The 19,227-nt window shown below is 71.7% G+C and carries 18 protein-coding genes; 13 read left to right on the top strand and 5 right to left on the bottom strand.

Translation table 11 applies throughout. From position 1 onward, the window contains the following. The first annotated feature begins 15 nt into the window (after window positions 1-15). Both ACFO0C_RS30400 and glpK read left to right on the top strand, forming a co-directional pair. Complete coding sequence (locus tag ACFO0C_RS30400; RefSeq protein WP_378070144.1) at window positions 16-768, top strand: IclR family transcriptional regulator; 753 nt, start codon at window positions 16-18, stop codon at window positions 766-768. Beyond that, window positions 765-2,261, top strand: a complete 1,497-nt coding sequence (gene glpK / locus ACFO0C_RS30395; protein WP_378070143.1) for a glycerol kinase GlpK — start codon at window positions 765-767, stop codon at window positions 2,259-2,261. Before ACFO0C_RS30400 ends, glpK begins: the two co-directional genes overlap by 4 nt. 22 nt (window positions 2,262-2,283) lie before the next feature. Here glpK and ACFO0C_RS30390 read toward each other — a convergent pair whose 3' ends face one another. Then, a complete protein-coding gene (locus ACFO0C_RS30390; RefSeq protein WP_378070142.1) occupies window positions 2,284-2,508 on the bottom strand; it encodes a zinc-ribbon domain-containing protein in 225 nt (74 codons plus the stop codon). Window positions 2,509-2,636: 128 nt separating this feature from the next. On the opposite strand from ACFO0C_RS30390, the gene ACFO0C_RS30385 reads away from it, so the two are divergent. Next, window positions 2,637-3,299, top strand: coding sequence for an NADPH-dependent F420 reductase (locus ACFO0C_RS30385; protein WP_378070141.1), 663 nt, complete (start codon window positions 2,637-2,639; stop codon window positions 3,297-3,299). A gap of 4 nt (window positions 3,300-3,303) precedes the next feature. Here the strand turns inward: ACFO0C_RS30385 and ACFO0C_RS30380 are convergent, their stop codons facing one another. Further along, window positions 3,304-3,513 carry a hypothetical protein gene (locus ACFO0C_RS30380; RefSeq protein WP_378070140.1) on the bottom strand — a complete coding sequence of 70 codons (210 nt, stop codon included), beginning with the start codon at window positions 3,511-3,513 and terminating at the stop codon, window positions 3,304-3,306. Window positions 3,514-3,718: 205 nt separating this feature from the next. Between ACFO0C_RS30380 and ACFO0C_RS49055 the strand changes: the two genes are divergently transcribed. The 3 genes from ACFO0C_RS49055 to ACFO0C_RS30365 are packed head-to-tail and all read left to right on the top strand — an operon-like array spanning window position 3,719 to window position 5,905. Next, window positions 3,719-4,438: a DUF7134 domain-containing protein gene (locus ACFO0C_RS49055; protein WP_449191346.1), complete on the top strand. Its 720-nt coding sequence runs from the start codon at window positions 3,719-3,721 to the stop codon at window positions 4,436-4,438. A 41-nt stretch (window positions 4,439-4,479) separates the two neighbouring features. Then, entirely contained in the window at window positions 4,480-4,824 is a 345-nt protein-coding gene (locus tag ACFO0C_RS30370) for an STAS domain-containing protein (RefSeq protein WP_378070138.1), read from the top strand. Between the two features lie 58 nt (window positions 4,825-4,882). After that, window positions 4,883-5,905 carry a LuxR C-terminal-related transcriptional regulator gene (locus ACFO0C_RS30365; RefSeq protein ID WP_378070137.1) on the top strand — a complete coding sequence of 341 codons (1,023 nt, stop codon included), beginning with the start codon at window positions 4,883-4,885 and terminating at the stop codon, window positions 5,903-5,905. Here ACFO0C_RS30365 and ACFO0C_RS30360 read toward each other — a convergent pair. The 3 genes from ACFO0C_RS30360 to ACFO0C_RS30350 form a co-directional block, all read right to left on the bottom strand. Then, entirely contained in the window at window positions 5,895-6,647 is a 753-nt protein-coding gene (locus tag ACFO0C_RS30360; RefSeq protein WP_378070136.1) for an ATP-binding protein, read from the bottom strand. The two genes, ACFO0C_RS30365 and ACFO0C_RS30360, sit on opposite strands and share 11 nt — an antisense overlap. A 118-nt stretch (window positions 6,648-6,765) precedes the next feature. Beyond that, window positions 6,766-9,540, bottom strand: coding sequence for a S8 family serine peptidase (locus tag ACFO0C_RS30355; protein WP_378070135.1), 2,775 nt, complete (start codon window positions 9,538-9,540; stop codon window positions 6,766-6,768). 188 nt (window positions 9,541-9,728) lie between these two features. Next, on the bottom strand, window positions 9,729-10,736 hold the full coding sequence (locus ACFO0C_RS30350) for a lipid II:glycine glycyltransferase FemX (protein WP_378070134.1): 1,008 nt from the start codon (window positions 10,734-10,736) through the stop codon (window positions 9,729-9,731). Between the two features lie 229 nt (window positions 10,737-10,965). Between ACFO0C_RS30350 and ACFO0C_RS30345 the strand changes: the two genes are divergently transcribed. The 7 genes from ACFO0C_RS30345 to ACFO0C_RS30315 are packed head-to-tail and all read left to right on the top strand — an operon-like array spanning window position 10,966 to window position 19,211. Then, window positions 10,966-11,730 carry a polysaccharide deacetylase family protein gene (locus ACFO0C_RS30345; RefSeq protein ID WP_378070133.1) on the top strand — a complete coding sequence of 255 codons (765 nt, stop codon included), beginning with the start codon at window positions 10,966-10,968 and terminating at the stop codon, window positions 11,728-11,730. Continuing rightward, the gene (locus ACFO0C_RS30340) at window positions 11,723-12,841 is read left to right on the top strand and encodes a DegT/DnrJ/EryC1/StrS family aminotransferase (RefSeq protein ID WP_378070132.1); all 1,119 of its coding nucleotides are present in this window, start codon (window positions 11,723-11,725) and stop codon (window positions 12,839-12,841) included. The genes ACFO0C_RS30345 and ACFO0C_RS30340 overlap by 8 nt, the downstream gene beginning before the upstream one ends. Window positions 12,842-12,846: 5 nt before the next feature. Next, complete coding sequence (locus ACFO0C_RS30335) at window positions 12,847-14,073, top strand: glycosyltransferase family 4 protein (RefSeq protein WP_378070131.1); 1,227 nt, start codon at window positions 12,847-12,849, stop codon at window positions 14,071-14,073. Window positions 14,074-14,085: 12 nt separating this feature from the next. Next, complete coding sequence (locus ACFO0C_RS30330) at window positions 14,086-15,633, top strand: polysaccharide biosynthesis tyrosine autokinase (protein WP_378070130.1); 1,548 nt, start codon at window positions 14,086-14,088, stop codon at window positions 15,631-15,633. Then, window positions 15,626-16,891 (top strand): lipopolysaccharide biosynthesis protein, encoded by a 1,266-nt coding sequence (locus ACFO0C_RS30325; protein ID WP_378070129.1) that lies wholly within the window; start codon window positions 15,626-15,628, stop codon window positions 16,889-16,891. The genes ACFO0C_RS30330 and ACFO0C_RS30325 overlap by 8 nt, the downstream gene beginning before the upstream one ends. Further along, a complete protein-coding gene (locus ACFO0C_RS30320) occupies window positions 16,888-18,081 on the top strand; it encodes an O-antigen ligase family protein (RefSeq protein ID WP_378070128.1) in 1,194 nt (397 codons plus the stop codon). Before ACFO0C_RS30325 ends, ACFO0C_RS30320 begins: the two co-directional genes overlap by 4 nt. Beyond that, entirely contained in the window at window positions 18,078-19,211 is a 1,134-nt protein-coding gene (locus tag ACFO0C_RS30315; protein WP_378070127.1) for a hypothetical protein, read from the top strand. The genes ACFO0C_RS30320 and ACFO0C_RS30315 overlap by 4 nt, the downstream gene beginning before the upstream one ends. The last annotated feature ends 16 nt before the right edge of the window (window positions 19,212-19,227 follow it).

The raw sequence follows: 19,227 nt of genomic DNA, 5'->3' as shown, positions 1-19,227 counted from the left end.
CATAGAGTCCGAAACATGCCCGGGACGGTGCAGTCCATCGAGCGAGCGGCCGCGATCCTGCGGACGCTCGCCGGTGGCCCGGGCCGTCTCGGCCTCACCGAGATCGCCCGCACGCTGGATCTGGCGAAGGGCACCACCCACGGCATCCTGCGCACCCTGCAGCTGGTCGGGTTCGTCGAGCAGGACCGGGTCTCCGGCCAGTACCAGCTCGGCGGGGCCCTGCTCCACCTCGGCACCAGCTACCTCGACATCAACGAACTGCGGTCCCGGTCGATCAACTGGGCCGACCCGCTCGCCGCCCGCAGCGGGGAGGCGGTCCGGATCGGCACCGTCCTCGAAGGCCGGGTCCTCGTCGTGCACCACGTGTTCCGGCCGGACGACACGTTCCAGACCCTCGACGTGGGCGCACTGCTGCCGCTGCACGCCACCGCCCTCGGCAAGGTGCTGCTGGCCTACCGGCCCGGCGGACCGGTTCCCGGCCTCGAGACCTTCACCCGGCTCACCCTCACCGATCCGCGGGCGCTCACCACGGCATTGGAGGGGGTACGCGACGGCGGCTGGGCGAGCGAGGTCGAGGAATTCCTGCTCGGCCAGGCAGCCGTGGCCGCGCCGATCCGTGGCTACGGGGGCCTGGTGGTCGGCGCGATCGGCATCTCCGGCCCGGTCGACCGGGTCTGCGACAGCCGCTACCGGCCGCGGCCCCACCTGGTCGGCTTCGTCCGCGACGCCGCCCGCGCCATCTCCCGCGACCTGGGGGCAACCCGATGACCGACTCTTATGTGGTCGCGATCGACCAGGGCACCACCTCCACCCGGTGCATCGTCTTCGACCGGCGCGGGCAGCTGGTGTCGCTGGCCCAGCAGGAGCACAAGCAGTATTTCCCCAGGCCGGGATGGGTGGAGCACGACGCCATGGAGATCTGGCGCAACGTGGAACGCCTCGCGCCGAGGGTGCTCTCCCGCGCGGGGATCCGTCTCGACCAGGTGGCCGCGGTCGGCATCGCCAACCAGCGGGAGACGACGGTCATCTGGGATCGGGTCTCCGGGGCGCCGATCGGGCGGGCGATAATCTGGCAGGACACCCGGACGGATGCGCTCGTCCACACGCTCACCGCCACACCCGCCGCCTCGGAGATCTCCGAGATATCCGGCTTGCCGCTGGCGACGTACTTCTCCGGGCCACGGCTGCGGTGGATGCTCGACCACACGCCCGGCCTGCGGGAACGCGCCGAACGCGGCGAGGTCCTCTGCGGCACCATGGAGACCTGGCTGATCTGGAACCTGACCGGGCGCACCCAGCACGTCACCGACGTCACCAACGCCAGCCGCACCATGCTCCTCGACGTCCGGTCCCTCGACTGGTCACCGCGGGCGCTGGACTTCTTCGGCATCCCCCGCGCGATGCTGCCCGCGGTGCGGCCGTCCATCGGCGGCTTCGGCACCGCGTCGGAAGGCTTCCCGGGGGTACGGATCGGTGCCGCGCTCGGCGACCAGCAGGCGGCCCTGTTCGGGCAGACGTGTTTCACACCGGGCGAGGCGAAGTGCACCTACGGCACCGGCAGTTTTCTGCTGCTGAACACCGGCACCGACCTGATCCGCGCGGAGAACGGGCTGCTCAGCACGGTCGCCTACCAGATCGCCGGCGCCCCGGCCGTCTACGCGCTGGAGGGGTCGATCGCGATCACCGGCTCGCTGGTGCAGTGGTTCCGCGACCAGCTGGAGCTGATCTCCAGCGCGCCGGAGATCGAGACCCTGGCCCGGACCGTCGCCGACAACGGCGGCTGTTACATCGTGCCGGCGTTCTCCGGGCTCTACGCACCCCACTGGCGCAGCGAGGCCCGTGGCGTGATCGTGGGCCTGACCTCGTACATCACCAAGGGGCACCTGGCCCGCGCGGTGCTGGAGGCGACCGCCTGGCAGACCCGCGAGGTGGTCGACGCGATGAACGCCAACTCCGGCCTCACCCTGACCACGCTCAAGGTCGACGGCGGGATGACCGCCGACAACCTGCTCATGCAGATGATCGCCGACGTCCTGGACGTGCCGCTGGTCCGCCCGCTCGCCGTGGAGACGGTGTCACTGGGCGCGGCGTACGCGGCCGGCCTGGCCGTCGGTTACTGGCCCGACCTGGACGGTCTGCGCGGCAACTGGCACATCGCCGGCCAGTGGATGCCGGCCATGGACCCCCGCCTCCGCGACGTCGAATACGCCAACTGGCGCCGAGCCGTCGAACGCACCTTCGACTGGATCCAGCCGGCCTGACACCCGCCCCGCTCGCCGGAGCCTAGGCGGCGATCAACCTCGGGTCGGCCTTGCGGAAGCCCTGGCAGTGGCCGCACACCACGTAGTAGGAAGCCGGCTTGACCGGGAAGAGCGGGATGAAGAACAGGGTGAACCGCGTGGTCCGGCGCAGCAGGTGCTGAGGGGCCTGCCAGCCGCAGATCTCGCAGTTGGTCACCCGCGTACCGGCCGGATGGTCTTTGCTTCGTATTCCGAACAACAGGAACAACGGACTACTCCTCAGCTCGCCGACGTGCGTATCCCATCCTCTTACCCCCGGGCAAGCGATACGTGCCGACCGTCACGAAAACGGTGTTCGCCGGAATCGGGCGGCCGGAGCCGGAGTTCGCGACAGACATGACGACGATCGGACTCATCGGCAGCGGGAACATCGGCGGCACCGTGGCGCGACTGGCCGTGGCGGCCGGGCACGACGTGGTGCTGAGCAACTCCCGCGGGCCGGAGACGTTGCAGGAACTGGTCGGCGAGCTGGGTCCGCGGGCCCGGGCGGCGACACCGGCCGAGGCCGCCGCGGCCGCCGACATCGTGGTGCTGACCGTGCCGCTGCGCGCCTACCGGGACATCCCGGCCGCGCCGCTGGCCGGGAAGGTCCTCATCGACACGAACAACTACTACCCGGACCGGGACGGCGTCCTCCCCGAGCTGGAGGACGGCTCGACCACGACCGGTGAGCTGGTGCAGGCCCACTTCGCCGACGCACACGTGGTGAAGGCCTTCAACAACATCTGGTTCGAACACCTGGGGTCGCTGGCCCGGCCGTCGGGGGCGGCGGACCGGTCGGCGCTGCCGATCGCCGGGGACGACGCGGCCGCCAAGCAGGCGGTCACCGAGTTCCTCGACGGCATCGGCTACGACGCGGTCGACATCGGGCCGCTCGCCGAGAACCGGCGCACCCAGCGGGACACGCCGGTCTATGTGACGGCGTACGGCGCCTACGGCGATGTCGCGGGCAGTCCGGCGAGCGCGCAGGCCGTCCGCGACCTCGTCGACAAGGCCTGACCGGTCAGACCGCGCCCGGCACGGGAGCGGGGCGCAGACGCCGCCACGGGACGGCGACGGCGAGGTAGGTCAGGCCGGCGGCGCAGCCGAGAGCACCGCCGGCCCGGCCCCAGCCGCCGATCGCGTCCGGCAGGACCAGGGAGACCACGCCGAGGTACCCGAGGGCCGGCCCGACCCCGGCGGCCAGCAGGCGGCACCCGGGCTGCCCGGTCACCGCGGCCAGCGCCGCCGCCGCCGACGAGCAGCCCGGTGGTCACCGCGGACAGAGCGAGGAACCAGCGGGTGTCGGCGGTGGCGACGGCCGGGTCCGGGGCGTCCGGGTCACCGGCCCACGGACGGGCCGCTCCGCCCGTGGTGTGACGCCGGTGTCATCCCGTCGGCGGAAGCGGTGCGCCCTCCCCCGGTCCTACGCTGGGCGCGTGCCTCCGCTCCGGCCGGCGCCCGGCGACTGGATGGTGCCCGCCGGCGTCGTCGCCCTCGGGCTGGTGGAGGCGGCGCGGGGCACGTTCGGGCCACCCACCGACACTGCCGTGGCGCTCACCCTCGTCGTCGTCTGCTGCGCCGCGCTGCTCGTCCGGCGGCACGCTTCGACGGTCGTGTTCCTGCTGGTCGCGATGGCGCTGACCGGGCAGTCGCCGCTGGGGGTGTTCCCGGACGCGATGGCCGGGACCGCCCTGTTCGCGGTGGCGGCGTTCGCCTGCGGGCGGTACGGGTCGCGGCCGTGGGCGTACACCGTCCTGCCGGTGGGTGCGGCGGCCGTCGCGGCGACGACGGTCCTCGACCCGGAGGACGGCCTGGCCCGGTCGTGGATCTGGACGATCTTCGTGGTGCCGGTTTTCGTGCTGGGTGCCTGGTTCCGGCAGCAGCGGATGCACGCGGAGCGGGAGGCGCGGGAGCGGGTCCGGGCTGCGGCCGCCGAGGAGCGGGTGCGCCTAGATCGCCGAGGGCCGGACCAACGCGGAGATCGCGGACCGGCTGCACGTGACCGAGGCGACGGTCGAGTCACATGTGGCTCATCTGCTGGAGAAGCTCGACGCCCGGGACCGAGTCCACCTCGTCCTGATAGCGCTCGGGCACGCCGACTGACCCGTATCGGGTGGGAGTTTCTTCCGATGTCGCCGGCCGGTCGCTCTGGGTAGCGTCGCGGGCAGCGGCAAACGAACGGGGTGGGGGAGGGTGTGTGCACGACCAACAGGAGGACCTCACCGTCACCGTGGAGCGGACCGGGTCCGGTGAACTGCTGGCCACGGTCGCCGGTGAGCTGGACATCCGGACCGCCGCGCCGATGTTGCGGACGTTGGGCCGGCTGGTCGGCGGCGGCCTGGAGCTGATCCGGCTGGATCTGTCCGGCGTCGAGTTCTGCGATCATGCCGGGCTGCGGGCGCTGAACACGCTGGAGATGACCGCGGGGGCGGGGCGCGTGTGCATCGTCGCGGCACACCCGTCGGTCGACATGATCCTGCGCCTCTGCGGTCTCACGACGTTCCTGGGCCATCGGGCGGGAGCGGCCACGTTCACGGGCTGATCGGCTTCCCTCGCGGGGTGCCTGTCCGTTTCGGGGCGGGACGGCCCATGATGGACGGGTGGGCCTTCCTCCCGGTAGTGGGCGGATCACGGCCGAGATCCTCAGGATCGCGGCGATGTCGTCCGGAGTCGGGCAGCGGGCGGAAGCGCTGATCGAGGCGCTGCGTCCGGTGCTGCGTCACGATGCGGCCTGGCTCAGCCTGCTCGATCCGGAGCGCTGGGTGCAGGAGCCGGTGGCCACCCCCGGCCACCCGGCACGGCTGCGCCGGCACCTGGCCAGCCCGGCGTTCATGGCCGACGTGATGCGGGTCGGCATGCATCAGGGCCGCCGTCCGATCCGGGTGTTCGACTCGCCGGTGCCGGTGGTGGAGCTGCCGGTGTGGGTCGACTTCTTCATGCCGGCGGGGCTGGCCGAGGGGGTGTCGATCCCGCTGGTCACGGCGGACGGCCGCTATCTGGGGCTGCTCGGCGCGCACACCGAGTCGGCCGAGCCGCTCAGCGACGAGGCCCTGGACCTGCTGGTCATGCTGACGCCGCTGCTGGCGCACGTGGTGGATCCGCTGCGCACGCTGACGACGCTGGCCGGGATGGTCCAGGACGCCCGGGCCGGGGTGGTGCTGACCCGGGCCGGGCGGGCCGAGGAACTGCCGGGGATGCCGGGTGCCCGGGCGCTCGGCGTGGAGCCGGCGGTGCTGACCCTGGTCGGGAGCCTGCTGACGCCGGGGCGGACGTGGGCGCGGTTCCTGGTGCCGGGTGAGTATCCGCCCGGGCACGGCACGCTTCTCCAGGTGACGGCGCTGGCCTGCCCGCCGGAGCCGCCCGGCCACCATCGGGCCATGGTGCTGTTCGGGCCACCGCCGGAGACGTACGGCCTGACGCCCCGCGAACTCCAGGTCCTCGGTCTGCTGGTGGAGGGCCGCAGCAACGCGGCGATCGCCAGCGCCCTGCACATCACGGCGCGGACCGCGGTGGGGCATCTGGAGCACATCATGGCGAAGCTGGGGGCCGAGTCGCGGACCGCCGCGGCGGTCCGTGCCGACCGTCAGGGCCTCTACGTGCCCGCCGGTTTCCTCAGGATCTGAGAAGCGCCCACACGATCTTGCCGGCCCGGGTGGGCAGGGCGCCCCATCCGTTGACCGCCGCGTCGACGATGCGCAGCCCGTACCCCCGCTCGGTCAGCGGGTTCTCCATCTCCAGCCGGATCGACGGGAGCACCGGGGAGCCGTCGACCACGGCCAGGTGCAGCAGGTTGCCGGCGTCGCGACGCGAGATCAGCACGTCGATCGGGGTGCCGGCGTGCTCGGCCGCGTTGACGACCAGTTCGGAGACGACCAGCCGGGCCCGGGTGACGAGTGGATCCATCCCCCACTCCTCGCAGGCGGCGGTCACCATGTGCCGGGCCCGGGCGGCGGCCGCCGGGTCCGGCGGCAGGTGCAGCCGGACCTGGTCCATCCGCGGCCGGGTGCTGGTCAGGAAGGAGCGGGCCAGCCGGACGGTCGGGAAGGCGGGGACGAGGCGGCTGGCGATGACGCTGCTGAGGCGGGCCGACAGGTCGGTGCGGTCGGGCAGGCAGGCCGCGATCCGGACGGCCGGTTCCATCCGCTCGCCGTGGGTGGCGGCGGTGAGCCACAGCGGCGCGCTGATCGCGCCCGGGTCGTGCAGGTGGCGCAGGTCGAGCAGCAGTCCGGCCGGATGGTGCGACATGCACTTGTTGAGCAGGCCGAAGGCGGTCAGCCAGAGGGTCCGCTCCCAGCTTCCGCGCACGGTGAACTCGACGACCCAGCTCTCGTCGTCGACAACGGCAGTGACCGATGGGCCGGACATCTCCTCGCCCCAATTCCGGAAGCTTTCCAGGAAACTATCGGGGCCTGCGGTCACACGCCAATCGCCCTGATAGGGGCATGGCACGACCGGTGGCGGACGGGTCGTGCCATGCCGGTCCTCATCGGAACGTGTCGTGGGTGATGTACTGCCCGGTCGGCGGTGTGATCGTGGTGCGGTTGGCGCCCGGTTCCCAGGTGATCGTCCCGTCCGGGTCCCGCTTGAGGTATTTGAACTCGACGGCCGTGTTCGGCGGCAGACTCACGCTGCCCGACCACACCGGATAGCCGGCGGCGTCCAGCGCGACCGCCCGGGCCGGGTCCCATCCGCCCAGTTCGGGCAGGTTCCCGACGACCAGTGTCTGCTGTCCCCACCAGGTCTCGGCGGTGACGTTGAAGGTCGCGGCGATCCGGGGCGGGCCGGGCCGGAAGGTGACGCCCAGGCCCTCGGTGATCGAGGCGGCGTTCACCGAGTAGGCGAGACCGGCCGTCCCCGCCGGGCTCTCCACGCCGACGGTGGCGCCGAGGCCGGCCGACCGCTCACCGGACAGCCCCCGGTACCGGTAGGTGACGGTGCCGTCGGCGTGCAGGATCGCGCTGACCGAGATCCGGCCGCCGTAACCGAAGAACCGCACGTCACGCCACTCCACCACGAACGTGTCCGCGGTGGACGCCGTCCAGACGCCGGCCTGATCGTCGACGACCAGGTCGTCCCAGAGGGCGTAGAGCGCGTCGTTCGGCTCGGTCGGGTCCGGCAGCGTGGTGTTCTGGTAGAACGCGTTCGCCGCGCCGAACCCGATCACGCCGTTGGTACTGATCCAGGCGCGGGTGCGGGCGGTGCCGTAGTGGGTCACCGGGAACGGCAGGGCGACCTCGGTGACCGCGTCGTCGCCGGTGATCGGCAGACGGTCGGTGCCGGGGCGGTAGTCCTCGGTGGCGGGGGTGCAGCGGTAGCCGTACCCGTCGGCGATCTGCCGCAACGCGAGGTCGAGGGTGAGATCGCCGCTGACCGTCAGTGATCGGGTCTCGGCGGCGAAGCAGGCGCCGAGCGGGCGGACCGTGAGTTCGTAACCGCCGGCCGGTGCGGCCAGACTGAAACGCCCGTCAGCACCGGTGGTGACCGTGACCGGGGTCCCGGTGAGGGCGACGACCGCTCCGGAGAGCGGCAGTCCGGCCCCGCTGACCACGCCGGACACGACTCCGGAGGGTCCCGCGGTCAGTGCCGGGTCGACCACCGAGGCGTCGCCGGCGGTGATCGTCACATCCTGCTCGAACGTGTCGTAACCGAACACCGCCACCCGGATCCGGTAGGCACCGGCCGGCAGGCGGCCGAAACGATAGGCGCCGTCGCCGTCGCTGGTCACCGTCCGCGACGCGGGCCCGCTCACCTGCACGGGCACACCACCGAGGGGTACGCCCCCCGCCCGCACGATCCCGGAGAGGCTGCCGGACGGGCTCGCCGCCAGACGGACCGCGGCGTACACGTCGAGCCGGCCCTGCCCGTACACATTGTTGTCGGTCGCCGTGCCACCGCAGGTGGTGTCGTTCGTGTCGATCGCCGTCTCGTCGAGGATCGTCCTGGTCGCGGCGATGTCCCGGCGCAGTGACGGCGCCGCCGACCAGATCAGCGCGACCGCCGCCGCGGTGTGCGGCGAGGCCATCGAGGTGCCGCTGTAGGAGGCGTACCCGCCGCCCGGAACGCTGGACCGCACGTCCACGCCCGGCGCCGACAGGTCGGGTTTGACGCCGCCGTCCTGGCCGGAGCCGCGGCTGGAGAACGGGGCGATCACGTCGTTGACGTCGGTCGCGCCGGACGCGTAGGTGCCGGTGTACGACCCGGGCGTCCCGGACGTGTCACAGCCCGGCCCCGCGTTGCCGTTGGAGAAGGCCGGGAAGATACCGGCCGCCAGCCAGGAGCGGATCACGTCGGAGTACCACGGGTCGAAGCCCGCTCCGCCGCCCCAGGAGTTGTTGACGATGTCCGGCGCCAGGTCGGGGCGCGGGTTCCGGCCGTTGCGGTCGGTCGGCGCGACGATCCACTGGCCGGCCGCGAGCAGCGCGCCGACCGAGCACGAGTTGGTCTCGCAGCCCTTCGCGGCGATCCAGGTCGCGCCGGGGGCCACGCCGATGCCGCCGGATCCGGCCATCGTGCCCATCGTGTGGGTGCCGTGGCCGTTGTTGTCGCACGGGATCCCACCGGTGCAGATGCCGGTCGGGTCGAACCAGTGGTAGTCGTGCGTGACCGTGCCGTCGGCCTGCCGGCCCCGGTAGTTCGCGGCCAGCGCCGGGTGGTCGAACTGGACGCCGGTGTCGATGTTCGCGACCACGATGCCCTGGCCGCGGACGTCGTCCTCACTCCAGACGCGGGGTGCGCCGATCCGGTCGACGTTCCACTCGACGGCGTCGACGGCCGCCTGCACCGCGCCGGCCGCCGGGGCCGGCAGGGTGACCGGGGTGTCCGGCAGGACGGCCTTCACCTCGGGCCGGGCAGCGATCTCGGCGAGCAGGGCCGCGTCGCCGGTGACCCGGATCGTGTCGGCGATCCAGTACGTGTCGAAGTCGGCCTTGCGGCTGGTCAGAAGCTTCGTCAGGCCCTTCTGCCGGCGGGCGGCGCCGTCGCGGGCGGCCTGGTGGACGGCCTTGGCACGGGCCTTGCCCGTCGCCTTCGCGGCCGGGGTGAGGTCGGTCTCGCCGCGCAGCAGCACCCAGAACGACGTCTGCTTCCCACCCTTGACGGCGGCGGTCACCGCGTCGTCGATCCTCGGGTCGGGAGGCTGCGCCGCCGCGGCCGGCACACCGGACAATGTGGACAGTGCGAGCGTGAGGGTGGCCAGGCCCGTTCCGGCCCGCCACCTCCGTGGTCTTCTCGGGGCCGGGCCGCTCCGGTCGTGTGTCATGTCTTCCTCCGGGGTCGCCTTCGATACATCGAATGCCGCGGCGCACTCCGCCGGGAACGGAGATCGCCGTGGGCATGGCCGGCCGGACCACGGTTTCGGACACTATTGATTCCGGTGATCGACTGCAAGTTCTTGCAGTTCTTTCAACATGTTTCAGAAAGATGATGCGTGGGTTTCCCGCGCCACGCTCAACGGGCGGCGGTGAGGCGCGCCACGGTGCGCTGTTTCAGGGCGAAACCCTGTTTCGCCGCGTCACGGAGGTGGGCGACGAGCGGCGACCGGGACCGGCGCGCCCACGGCACGACGACCTCGGTGGTGCCGTATTTCTCCTTGTAGGCGTTGCCACCCACGAAGTCGAACTCGGTGACGCCACGCGCCCGGGCCCACCGCAGCGCATACCAGATGAGCGTCTCGTTGGGACGCAGATGCTGCCCGGAGCGGTAGCTGGCGCCGCCCCAGAAGTACATCGCCCGGTGGTACCACGGGAGGATCGCGGTGGCGATACTCCGCCCTTCCGGGTCACGGGCACGCAGCAGCAGCACCCGTCCGGAGGGACCGAGGTGACGGATCAACGACCGAACCCTTTCCACCGAATAGGTGGGTACCAGATTCTGTTTGGCGAATACGTCGCGCAATTGATCGTAGAATTCGTCGGCGAATGCGGGATCGGCGTCCGCCTCCTCGACGACGACGCCCGACTTCTCGGCCTTGCGGATGTTTCTGCGGCAGGCGCTCGCCATCGCGCCGAACAACGCGTCCTCCCCCGGATTCAAATCGATCACCGCGGTGGGCGCCTCGTCCCAGCGCAGCCCGAGACCGGTCAGATCGGCGGGGGTGCAGCCCCGGTCCCGGATCTCCAGATGGGCGGCGCCGGCCTCACCGAACGCGAACGGCATGAGGGCACCCAGCGCGGACCGGCGGGAGACACCGTCGCGCAGGAGGAATCCGAGGTAGGAGGTGGTCCACCCGGCCATCGGGCTACCCAGGATGCGCATGCCGTATCGCCTGCTCATGAGCCCGGTGAAGTGGCCGACCGGCTGACCGCCGTCGGTGACCGTGGCGAGCAGCGGCTCGGCGCGCTGGCACTCGGCGACGAAACGGAGCCACTCGGGAGTGTGGAAGATCAGCCGATCCGGGTAGGCCGCCCGGTCTGCCCAGAGGGCGGCGTCAGGCTGCACCCGGTGCAGTCGCAACATGAGGGGTCCCCGATCGAATTATGGTGCGGCGAGCCTGATGATGGTCAACCATAAGTCCATTCCGCAAGGAGCCGATCGGGCTATTCCTAATTGACGCGAATATTACTCGCGTTCCTTATGACAATTGCTACTGACGGACCCCGGGATCCATTTGCGAAGGTGGGTGGAGAGCCGCGGGGCGACGCCCCGTGGCCGCGACCTGTCGAACGAGCGGGAGGGTGCCGATCGCATGCAGACGGCGATCAGACGACGCCTGAACGAGCTGGGGCTGCGCAGTCGCCTGCGGGCGAAGCCCCGGCTGCAGGGACGGATCCTGGCCCCGGCCGGACTGCGGCGCCGCCTTCCGAGCGCACCCGGCCTCTATTTCCCCTTCTACCACGACGTCCCCGCCGAGTACGCCGAGGACCTGCGCCGTCACCTGCGTGCCCTCCAGCGGATCGGCCCGATGGTCGCCTGGGACGAGGCGATGCGCATCCTGGCCGGCGAGCAGCCACTGACCGGCCCGGTCTTCTGTCTCTCCTTCGACGACGCCCACCTGACCTGGCGTGACGTGGCCGCGCCGGTCCTGCTGGAGATGAAGGTTCCGGCGATGTTCTTCCTGACCTCCGGGATGGTCGGGCAGCCGGGCAACCTGACCTGGGACGACTGCCGCGGCCTGGCGGCGTCCGGGTTCGACTTCGGCTCGCACACGGTCACCCATCACCGGCTGTCCGACCAGGACGACGAGACCGCGGCCCGCGAGCTGGTCGACTCGAAGCGGGAGATCGAGGAGGAGCTCGGCGTGGAGGTCCGGGACTTCGCCGCGCCGTACGGCCACCCGTCCGTCGACTACCGCGAACGTGACGTGGCCGTCGCCCGCAGGGCCGGCTACCGCAGCTTCTCCAGCACCCTGCGCCCGGCCATGCACGCCGGCGACTCCCCGATGTGTATCCGCCGGCAGGGTCTGCACCCGGCCTGGCCGATCCTGGCCGTGAGGACACGCGTCCATGACTGACATCCGTACCGACACCCGCATCTACCTGTCCCCGCCCGACGTCACCGACCTGGAGCGGGGGCTCCTGCTGGACGCCTTCGACTCGAACTGGGTGGCCCCGGTCGGCCCCGACCTGGACGCCTTCGAGGAGCAGGTCGCGCAGCGGGTCGGCGTGCGGCACGCGGTGGCGCTGAGCAGCGGCACCGCGGCACTGCACCTGGCCCTGATCGCGGCCGGGGTGCGGCGCGGCGACACCGTGCTGGTGCCGTCGTTCACGTTCGCCGCGACCGCCAACGCCGTCGTCTACCTCGGGGCGCGGCCGGTGTTCGTGGACTCCACACCGGACAGCTGGAACGTGGACCCGGCCCTGGTCGCCGAGGAACTGCGGGCCCGGGCCGCCCGCGGGAGCCTGCCCCGGGCGGTGATCGCTGTCGACATGTACGGCCAGTGCGCCGACTACGACCCGCTCCTGGAGGCGTGCGACCGGTACGGCGTACCCCTGATCGAGGATGCCGCCGAAGCCCTCGGCGCGACCTATCGGGGAGCGGCGGCCGGGTCGTTCGGGCTGGCCGGGGTGCTCTCCTTCAACGGCAACAAGATCATCACCACCGGGGGCGGCGGGATGCTCGTCACCGACGACAGCCGGGTCGCCAAGCAGGCCCGGCACCTGTCCACCCAGGCCCGCGAGCCGGTCGCGCACTACGAGCACCGGGCCGTCGGCTACAACTACCGGCTCAGCAACCTGCTCGCCGCGGTCGGCCGGGGCCAGGTGCAGCGGCTGGACCAGATGATCGCCGCCCGCCGGGCGACCTCCGAGTTCTACCGCGCCGAGCTGCCCGGCCTGACCTTCATGCCGATCGCCGGGTACGGCACCCCCAACCACTGGCTGACCTGTGTGCTCGCCGACAGCGCGGAGCACCGGGACCGGCTGCTGGCCGCGCTGAACGGGCGCAACATCGAGGCCCGCCCGGCCTGGAAGCCGATGCACCTCCAGCCGGTCTTCCAGGACTGCGTGACACGGGGCGGTGAGGTGTGCGCCGACCTGTTCCGCCGCGGGGTGTGCCTGCCCAGCGGCTCCGCTCTGACCGACGACGACCGGAGACGCGTCGTCGACGCGGTTCGGGAGGGCTGAGACGCATGCACATCGTCTACATCCACCAGTACTACTGCAATCCGCAGATGGCCGGCGGGATCCGCTCCTACGAGCAGGCCCGCCGGCTGGTGGCGCGCGGGCACACGGTCGACGTGATCACCACCGACATCACCCCGGGCGCACGGCAGATCGGCTGGACCACGACCGTCGAGGACGGCGTCACGGTCCACTGGTTCAAGGTTCCGTACAACAACAACATGTCCTATGCCCGCCGCCTGCGGGCCTTCGCCGAGTTCATGGTCCTGGCCGCCGCGAAGGCGGCGAAGCTGCGCGCCGACCTGGTCTTCGCCACCAGCACACCGCTGACCGTGGCGGTGCCCGGCGTGATCGCCGCGAAGCTGCGCCGGGTGCCGTTCGTGTTCGAGGTGCGCGACCTGTGGCCCGAGGTGCCGATCGAGCTGGGCGCACTGCGCAACCCGATCGCCCGGAGACTGGCCGGCGGGCTGGCGCACTTCGCCTACCGCAACGCCGCCGAGGTGGTCGCCCTCTCCCCCGGCATGGCCGCCGGTGTCACCGCCCGCCGGCCGGGCACCCCGACCACGGTCATCCCGAACGCCGCCGACCTGGATCTGTTCCGGGTCGACCCGGAGGAGGTACGGCGGTTCCGCGCGGAGAACGACTGGCTGGGTGACCGCCCACTGATCGTCTACACCGGAGCCCTGGGTGTGGTCAACGGCGTGGAGTACCTGGTCCGGGCCATGCACACGGCCACCAAGGTGGACCCGGACCTGCGGTTCCTGATCGTCGGCCACGGTAAGGAGTGGGAGCCGACGAAGGCGCTCGCCGCCGAGCTGGGCCTGCTCGGCCGGGTCGTGCACATGTGGGAGAAGGTGCCCAAGTCGCGACTGCCGGTGATCCTCGGCGCGGCCACCATGTCCAGCAGCACGGTCCGCCCGGTCCGCGGGCTCTGGGACAACTCGGCGAACAAGTTCTTCGACGCTCTCGCCGCGTCCCGGCCGATCGCCATCAACTACGGCGGCTGGCAGGCCGACCTGCTCCGCGAGACCGGGGCCGGCCTGGTGCTGGACCCGGTCGACACCGAGAGCGCCGGGGCCGAGCTGGCCCGGCACCTGCGCGACGAGCTGTGGCTGAAACGGGCCCGGGACGCCGCCCACCGGCTGGCCGTGGAGCAGTTCTCCCGGGACCTGCTCTTCGAGAAGTTCGAGGCCGTGCTCAACCGGTCGGCACAGCTCGAACCCGCCAACACCTGATTCGGGGGAACCGTGGAACTGCGTGCGTACGTCCGGGCCTGCCGGCGCCGATGGCACTGGCTGCTGGTGCCGGTGCTGGTCGCCGCCGGCATCGCGACCGGGCTGACCCTGGCCGGCGCGCCGGGCCACAAGTCGTCGATGGTCCTGTACGTCAGTTCGGGCAACGCCGACCCCGACTCGGGGGCGCGACGGCTCAACTCGTACATCGCGTTGCTGACCGGCCCGCGGGTGGGACAGGCGGTGGTCGACCGGATGGGTCCGGGGATCACCGTCGAGCAGGTCCAGAAGAGCCTGTCCGCGCAGATCCGGGAGGGCACCGACCTGCTGGAGATCGCGGCGACCGACCAGGACGCCGACCGCAGCGAGCAGATCGTCACCACCGCCGCGTCGGTGCTCGTCGGCCTGGCGCGGCAGATCGGTACCCCGGCCGACCCGGACGCCGGTCCCGGTACCCAGGTGTCGATCGTGCAGGACGCGGTCACCGTCGAGGAACCGGACGACCTGGCTCGCAACGCGGGGTTCGCCGCGGTGCTGGGCCTGCTGCTGGGGGCGGCGGCGATCGCCGTCAAGGAGGCCACCGGCGGCACCGTCGGTGAGGAGGACGACCTGCGGCGCCTCGGCCTCGACGCGGTCGGGACGATCTCGCTCGGCGGCCGCTCCCGGTCCGGTCACCCGGATCAGGCGCTCGCCGAGGCCTTCCGCCGGCTGCGCAGCCTGCTGCCGGTGCTGGCCGAGCAACCGGCCGCGACGGCACCCGTCCGGGGCCGGTCGCTGCTGCTGACCGGCGCGAGCCGCAAGGAGGGCACCACCGCCGTGACCTGCGGGCTGGCCATAGCGATGGCCGAGACCGGGGCCCGGGTGGTGCTCGTCGACGCCAACATGCGCACGCCGGGAATCGGGCGGTACCTGTCGCTGGACAGCGCGCCCGGCCTGGCCGAGGTGCTGGCCGGCACGGCCCGGATGCCGGACGTGCTGCAGGACTCGCTCGGTGGCCGGGTGACCGTGCTGCCGGCCGGCGAGAACGCGCCCGACCCGGGTGAGCTGCTCGCCTCGCCGCGTCTGGGCGCGACCGTCCGCACGCTCACCGAACGCTACGACATCGTGCTGGTGGACGGCCCGGCGTTGCAGGGTGTCGCCGACGCGACGGTGATAGGGCAGGTCACCGATGGTGCGCTGCTCGTCGTCCGGGCCGGGCGGACCCGTACCGCGGATGTGGAGAAGTCGATCGACCTGCTCCAGCGGGTCGGCGCGAAGGTGGCCGGCGCGGTGCTGAACGCGCTGCCGCGCAAGCTGCCGGAGACCGGCTCCTGGCACGGCCCGGCCGACGTGAACACCGGCATGGACAGCCCCGACCTGGTCTTCGGGCTGGACCCGACCCAGTCGCCGCGCCTGGACGACACGTTCGTGTCGCTGCCGGTGGTCGGCACCGCCCGGGGCCGGGCCCGGGTCGCCGACTCGGACTCCGACCCGGACATGGAGAACGAGCAGTCCCCGGAAGTGCCGGCCCAGCGCAGCGGCGCCGACGACGACGCCGACGAGGAGCAACAGCGCCGTGAGTGATCTACGGATCGGGAGCCCAGCGGCCGGCCCGGTCGCCCTCGCCGGGAAGGTGCTGCGGGAACCGTCCGTCCAGCTGCTCGCGTCGCAGGTGCTGACCGGTGCGGTGGCGATGGCGGCGAACATCCTGATGGTCCGGTCGTTGAGCCCGGCCAACCGGGGTGAGGTCGCGCTGCTGCTGCAGGTGGTCTACCTGGCCACCCAGTTGCTGCTGCTGGGCACCGAGCGCAGTTTCGTGGCGGCCTACCACAATGTGGCGCCCGCTCCCGCTGTTCGTGCCTACGGGCGGCTGCTCGCCGTACCGTGCCTGCTGTTTCTCGGTGGTGCGGTGATCTGGCAGGTGGCCGCGCCCGCGCGGCTGACGCCGGGCCCGCTGATCGTCGCGATGCTCGCCTGGTTCGCCCTGATCGAGGCGACCAGCCTCGCCACCCGGTCGATCGCCATCGCGGTCGGACGGGTCCGGGACTTCCTGCTGGCCCGGGTGATCGAGGCGCTGCTGCTGTTCAGCATGCTGGTCGGGCTCTATGTCGGCCATGCCAGTCACCCGGAGTGGTGGTTCCTGGCCTACCTGATCGCCGGGGCCACGCCGACCGTCGTCTACCTCGTGATCTGGCTGCGGCTGCCGGTGATCGCCGGTGCCGGGCCGGTCCTGCCGGAGCAGAACCGGCAGGTACGCCGGGAGGGGCTGGCGCTGTTCCCGGCGGCGCTGTCGAACATGGCGATGCTGCGGGTGGACCGGCTGGTCATCCCGGCGCTGGCGTCGACCGCGGCACTCGGCCACTACACGTCGGTGGCGACCATGACCGAGCTGCTGGCGTGGCCGATCCGGGCGTACGCCGACTCGCGTCTGGGTAGGTGGCGGGCCTCGCACAACGAGGGCGGTCTCAAGGCGGCACCGATCGTGCTGGCCGCGGCCGTCTACGTGCTGGTGGTCGTCCCGCTGGTGGCCGGCGGCCTGTATCTGCTGATCGAGCCGCTGTTCGGTCACGAGTACGCGGACGCCAAGGTGATCGTGCTGCCGCTGGTGGCGGCGGCCGGTCTGTACGCCGTCTCCCGGATCAGCCTCGGCCTGCTGATCGCCAAGGGGCACGGCGGGCTGGTGTCGGCGGCCGAGATCGCCGGGTTCGTGGTGAGTTTCGCCGCCTACCTGCTGCTGATCCCCCGCCTCGGCATCCTCGGTGCCGCCTACGGCTCGCTCGCCGGTTACGGTGCCTGCCTGGTCTTCGCGATCGCGGCGAGCCGGATCGTGGGCCGACGGTGAACAAGGCCTTCCTGGCGCCCGGCCTGCTGCTGGTCCTCGTCGCGATCGGTGGCCGGTACACCCTGGACCGGGCCGGGCTGCTCGACCTGGCGTGGGTGGACCTGCGGGTGATCGGCCTGCTGGTGGCGCTGGTGTTCCTCGGTCTCGCTTGTTCTGCCGGGCCTTCTTGGAAGAAGGTCGGCAGGGAGGGCTGGCTCCTCGCGGCTCTGCTGTTCTTCCTCTTCCAGATCGCCTCGGCGCTGTGGGCGCCGCCTGCCGCCCGGATCGGCCCGCAGACCCTGGACCTGGTGCTGCTGGGTGTGCTGGTGCTGGCCTTCTACCGGTATTCGCTGAGCGACCCGGAGACCGTCACCCGGTTCACGTTCCAGCTCTTCTTCGTGACCGCGATCGTCTACGCGCTGGCCGCGATCTTCATCAGCGGGCCGGGCGAGCAGGGCCGCTACTCGGCGTTCGGCGGCGGGCCCAACGTGTTCGCCCGGATCGAGGTGCTCGGCGTGATCAGCGCGGTCGCCCTGTTCATGCTGACCGGCCGGATCCTGCCGCTGCTGGTGATCCCGCTCTTCCTGCTGGCCACGGTGCTGTCCGGGTCGCGGGGCACGCTCGTCGCCGGTGGTGTCGTCGGTTTCGCCGCGCTGCTCAAGCTGCGGCACCGGCTGCGCGGCGGGGCGATCGCCGCGGCGGGCCTGGTGGCGGTGGTCGCGGTGGGCGCCATCTGGGCACTCGCCCCACCGGAGTTCACCGACCTGTTCCAGGAACGGTTCGTTGAACAGACCGTGCAGGAACAATATCTCTCCGGGCGGACCGACATCTGGATGGCCGCCGCCGACATGTTCATCGACTATCCGGTCGCGGGCTCCGGGCTCGACGGCTTCTACGGTCTGATCGGCGTCAACCAGGCCGTCGAGTACCCGCACAACTATGTGCTCGCGGTAGCGGCCGAGGGCGGGACGGCCGGTCTCGGCCTGCTCACCGTCTCGATCGTGCTGTGGACCCGGATCGTGCGTGGCGGCGGTGCCCGGCCCCAGCTGACCGGCCTGGCCGTGGCGGCGACCGTCTTCGTGGCGCTGTCCGGCCTGTTCTCCGGCGACTACTACGACTCCCGGCTGGCCTGGATGTTCGCGGCGCTGGCGGCGGCGTCGGCGCTGGTGCCGGCCCGCGCTACGGCACCGGTGCCGGTGATGGCCCGATGAGACGGCGCACGATCCTGGCCGCCGGGCTCGGCGGGGCGCTGGCGGCCGGCGCGACCGGGCTGCACCTGGTCCGCGGTGCCGGCGGCGAGGACGTCCCCGAACTGCGGGAACCTATGCCGGCCCCCCCGCCGTCCGTCGAGGAGGCGGCGAAGACCAAGCCGGTCGCCCACTGGACCGGCGTCTTCATGAAGAGCTGGGACTTCGCGTACGGCAACGCCACGCCGCTGAGCCGCTCCAAGGACAGCCGGGACCACTACGACCTGGCGTACGACGTCGACGCGTGCACCGCGATGTACCGGGCCACCGGCCAGCGGCGTTTCCTCGACCGCGGCCTGATCTGGATGGAGAACGTGGTCGCCGCCGCGGCCCCGTCGACGTCGCTGGCGAGGAGCTCGTTCTCCGACCGGTTCCAGGGCTGGGGGTCGAGCCGGGCCGGTGGCGGCGGTGACGAGGTGCCGCTCTACGAGTCGTACCTGTGGCGGTACGGCACCAACCTGCTCGTGGCCATGAAGGGCCTGACCGACACCGGATACCAGGCCCGCTACCGGCGGCTGCTCGCCTTCGCCGAGACCAACGTCTTCGACAAGTGGTACACCCGCGGGACCGACAGCTACATCTACCGCGAGCGCACCCACATGGCCTCGCACTGGGCGCTGATCGCGATGAACATCGCCCACCTCACCGCCGACCAGGCCCGCAAGGCCCGCTGCAACACCGTCGTCGACCAGATCAGCACCCGGTTGCGCCAGCAGTTGCGGCGCAACCCGGCCGAGCCGACCGCCTGGTTCTGGAACGACGTGTGGGACTCGACGAAACGGCCCGGCCAGGACGTCGGGCACGGCAACGCGGTCGTCACCTACGTGGCCGAGGCCCGCGACCGCGGTCAGGGATGGTCGGCGGCCGACATGGCGGCGTTCTCGGCCCTGCTCACCAAGGTGATCTGGCCGGGCGGGACGACATATCACGCCTATGTGGACGGGACCGGCACCGACAACGGCTGGTGGTCCGACGGCTTCGTGAAGCTGGGCCGCTACGACCCGGCCGTGCAACTACGGCTGGAGAAACACCAGGTGGTGAACGATCAGTTCGCCGCGAACATGGCGCTCAACGCCCGTCTGCTGCGGGCCTGAGCACCGGAAGGGACAT

This window comes from Actinoplanes subglobosus (genome assembly GCF_042650585.1).
Taxonomy (GTDB): Bacteria; Actinomycetota; Actinomycetes; order Mycobacteriales; family Micromonosporaceae; genus Actinoplanes; species Actinoplanes subglobosus.
This window is presented reverse-complemented; position numbering and strand designations above follow the sequence as displayed.